Raw genomic sequence first — 3043 nt, 5'->3', positions numbered from 1 at the left:
CTTCCACACCGACGATTTTGATCGCCAGGCCTCGCGGGGTGGAAACCTTGTCATCGAGAATATCGCCGGGGTTGGTCGAAAAGCGCATGGCAACCGGCAGCGTCATCGGCTTTGCAAAAGCGCCCTGAGCCAATTCCACAGGCAAACCGTCATAGACCGTGATGCGACCACGCAGCAGCCCATGCGCCTTTGCATGAACGCTGCGCGTGGCATGCCCGTTGTCCGCATAGGTGGTCTGCAGAATGGATTCGAGCGCCTTCGACAGTTCCTCACTGGTCTGCGCCTCGTCATCCGGGATCTGCTCGAATGACGGCTCGAACCGCAGCGGATTGACTGCCAGGCGTACTACGGGTAAATCGTTCATCCGGTTTATCTCCACTGGACATCGGTCACGGAAAATTTCTTATAGCGTCTGATGTTGCGCTGATGGCACACAACGCTGTTGAGCGCCATTACACGGTCACCGTTCATTGCGTGATGAACAAATGCAGACAAACGGCGCAGCGTTGAAGATCTGCTGAACCTTTCTCCTGCCTGCTTCGTCCCAGCTTTATCAAGCAGCCTGCTGAACGCCCGGAGCGACCGATGCTGATTTACCCCAAGATCCGTTTCAAACCCTATACCAATGCCAGTGGCGGCTGGGGGTCGGCAAAGTCGGTGGCGCAGATCATGTTGCGCGAGCAGGCCCTGACCAAGGCCCCCAAGGCCTTGTTCAAACAAAACAAACCGGACGGGTTTGCCTGCGTCAGTTGCGCCTGGGCCAAGCCCGGCCACCCGCGAGCCCTGGAGTTTTGCGAAAACGGCGCCAAGGCCACGGCCTGGGAGCTGACTTCGCTGAAAACCGACCCGGCGTTCTTTGCCGACCACACGCTCACCGAACTGCGCGACTGGCCTGACTACGATCTGGAGCAGCATGGCCGCCTCACTCACCCGCTGCGCTACGACCCGGCAAGTGACCGATATCGGGAAACGTCGTGGGAAGAGGCCTATCGGGATATCGGAGCGCAGCTAAAGGGCATGGAACCGGACAGCGTGGTGTTTTATGCCTCCGGACGCGCCTCGCTGGAAACGTCCTTCATGTACCAGCTATTCGCCCGGGCGTACGGCACCAACAACCTGCCTGACAGCTCCAACATGTGCCACGAAAGCACTTCGGTCGGCTTGCAGGAAAGCATCGGCGTGCCGGTCGGCACCGTGACACTGGATGATTTCGAACACACTGACTGCCTGTTTTTCTTCGGCCAGAACGTGGGCAGTAACAGCCCGCGCATGCTGCATCAGTTGCAGGAAGCGCGGCAACGAGACGTGCCGATCATCACCTTCAACCCGCTGCGCGAACGCGGCCTGGAGCGCTTCGTCAACCCGCAATCGCCCAGCGAGATGCTGATCCCAGGCTCGACTGTCATCAGCACTCAGTACCATCAAGTCGCAATCGGCGGCGACACCGCAGCGATGACCGGCATCGCCAAGGCCTTGCTGGAAATGGATGATCAGGCCAAGGCACAAGGTATGCCCGCGGTGATCGATCATGCATTCATCGCCAGCCATACCCAAGGCTTCGACGCCTTCATCCATTACGTGCGCGACGCTGCCTGGCCTGAACTTGAGCGCAAGAGTGGTCTGACCCGTGGCGCGCTGGAAGCGGCAGCGACCGTGTATGCCAGCAGTCAACGGGTGATGTTCGTCTATGGCATGGGGCTCACCCAGCATCGGCGTGGCGTGACGAATGTGCAAATGCTGGTCAACCTGATGCTGATGCGCGGCAATGTCGGTAAACCGGGTGCCGGGATCTGTCCAGTGCGCGGCCATTCCAACGTGCAAGGTCAGAGAACGGTCGGTATCACCGAAGATCCGAAAAAGGTCCCGGCCGACCTGATCGAGCAGCATTTTGGTTTCAAAGTCCCCGAGCGACACGGCCTGGCCACGGTCGATGCCTGCGAGGGCATCCTCAACGGCAATGTGCGCGGGTTCATCGGGTTGGGCGGCAACTTTCTGCGTGCCATTCCTGATACGTCTCGCATGGAACCGGCGTGGCGCGGTCTGGACCTGAACGTTCAGATTGCTACCAAGCTCAACCGGACTCATCTGGTACCGGCACGCAACATGTGGCTGTTGCCGTGTCTTGGGCGCATCGAAATCGATCGGCAACAAGGCCTCGCGCAGACCTACACCACCGAGGACAGCACCGGCTGCATTCATGGCTGGAAAGGCAGCGCGGAACCCGTCGGACCTCATGTACGGGCCGAGACCGTGATCGTCGCGCGTCTGGCCATGGCCACGCTGCCCGACAGCTACTCGATCGATTGGCAGGCCTGGAGCGATGATTACTCGAAAGTCAGAACCGCGATTGGACAGATCTATCCGGACATCTTTCACGACATGGAAACCCGCATGGCGGAACCGGGCGGGTTTCATCGGCCATTGGCCGCTGCTCAGCGCAAATGGCTGACGGAGAGCAGCAAGGCACAATTCGTCACCCCCGCCACGCTGGTCGAAGATGATGATGTGAGCGGTGCAGAGCCGCCCCGCGACGTGCTGCAATTGATGACGCTGCGCAGCAACGACCAATTCAACACCACCATCTACGGTTACGATGATCGTTTTCGGGGTGTCAGCGGCACGCGTGAAGTGATCTTCATGCATCGTAACGACATCGCCCGCCTCGGCTTCAAAGTGGGCGAACGCGTAGTGGTGACCACCGCTGTGGAACCCGAGGTCAAGCGTCAGGTCGGGCCGTTCCAGATCATCGCCTACGACATTCCCGAGGGCTGCACGGCTGCCTACTATCCGGAGTGCAACGCACTCATACCGCTCTGGCACCATGCAGAGCGCAGCAAGGTGCCGGCGGCGAAGTCAGTGCCGGTGCGCCTGACCGCAGCCGTGGTGCAGTCACCGCAGTAGACGGGCTCGAAGACAGTGACGCTCCTTCAGCAGGATACGGTCATTCACGCAGAAACAGAAAAAGGACCCTAAGGTCCTTTTTCTGTTGTCTGAAAAACTGTTTTAGCTTTTCAGTGCCATGTCTGGAGCGGGAAACGAGACT

At 59.4% G+C, this 3043-nt stretch carries 1 protein-coding gene and 1 pseudogene; one reads left to right on the top strand and one right to left on the bottom strand.

What is annotated here, in order from left to right:
* Positions 1-364: pseudogene (locus BZK31_RS28320) on the bottom strand (catalase); the annotation flags it as partial.
* 221 nt (positions 365-585) lie between these two features.
* Here BZK31_RS28320 and BZK31_RS28315 point away from each other — a divergent pair.
* A complete protein-coding gene (locus BZK31_RS28315; protein WP_083186458.1) occupies positions 586-2901 on the top strand; it encodes an FdhF/YdeP family oxidoreductase in 2316 nt (771 codons plus the stop codon).
* Positions 2902-3043: the final 142 nt, after the last annotated feature.

Origin of the sequence: Pseudomonas floridensis (assembly GCF_002087235.1) — a bacterium.
In the GTDB taxonomy this organism is placed as follows: domain Bacteria; phylum Pseudomonadota; class Gammaproteobacteria; order Pseudomonadales; family Pseudomonadaceae; genus Aquipseudomonas; species Aquipseudomonas floridensis.
The sequence above is the reverse complement of the archived record's forward strand: the minus strand, read 5'-3'. Positions and strand labels throughout refer to the sequence as shown.